The 880-nt window shown below is 29.0% G+C and carries 2 protein-coding genes; both read left to right on the top strand.

Annotated elements, in window-relative coordinates; genetic code table 11:
• On the top strand, positions 1 to 501 hold a 501-nt coding region (locus tag FPG59_RS16360), incomplete at its 5' end, for a hypothetical protein (RefSeq protein WP_217875974.1).
• A 162-nt stretch (positions 502 to 663) separates the two neighbouring features.
• Positions 664 to 880 (top strand): hypothetical protein (locus tag FPG59_RS16355; RefSeq protein WP_140344734.1); only part of this gene is annotated, 217 nt, incomplete at its 3' end.

The raw sequence follows: 880 nt of genomic DNA, 5'->3' as shown, positions 1-880 counted from the left end.
CGTTTATTTAGTTTAATGCTTTTATGGTCAATTACTTTTTTAATCTATACAACGAAATCAGGATTTACCTCATATGAAGAGAATCTCGAATTACTTGGATTTGTATTTGTGATAATTACTTTTATATATTCTGTTTATTTTATGATAAGTAACTTTTTAATATGCGAAACCTCAAATGGAGAATATAGTGGCAATTTAATTATAGATTCAGAAAAAATCACTTGTAATCTTGATGTTTACACAATTCACGAAATAGAAAAAATAGGCATCCTAAGTGATTATTTTCGTGGAAAATTTAACAGTAATACAAGAGCTTGGGAACGTAAAAAATCAAATGGTGTTAAGAATTATATCGAGATTTATAAAAAAGATGGAGAGTATAAAAAATATTTTTTTCTACAAACCAAAACAGAAAATATAGGAATGTTTTCTGAAGAACTAAGAACTTATTATAGATTTGGAAAATTAGAAGAACAGAATTATAAAAATATCGTAGAGTAAAGGCACTACCGCTAACACACGCTACAAGCGATTTGGGTAATTGGCTTAATGGGAAATTGGTTTTGTATTTGGCAGTTTTTGACTAATCCGAAAAATAGCGCTAATTTAGTCCCAAACCGCGTGTAGCGCGAGAACGTTAGTGGCTATTATCCGAAAAATCGTATGAAATTAACCGACAGAATAATAAAAGACATTCGCTATTACGAAGAAAAACCGAAGGATTTTGTCGGAGATTTTAATGGAATTATTGGCAATGTTTATAAAACTACAGAAGATACAAATTCAATTGGTCAACGAATCGCAAGAAAATTAAATGAATTAGAATTAGTTTGCGGAGAGTTTGACCATATTTATATAATTTTCACTAAAAATATAGAAA

It is taken from the genome of Flavobacterium sp. FPG59 (assembly GCF_002150205.1).
Classification (GTDB): domain Bacteria; phylum Bacteroidota; class Bacteroidia; order Flavobacteriales; family Flavobacteriaceae; genus Flavobacterium.
The sequence above is the reverse complement of the archived record's forward strand: the minus strand, read 5'-3'. Positions and strand labels throughout refer to the sequence as shown.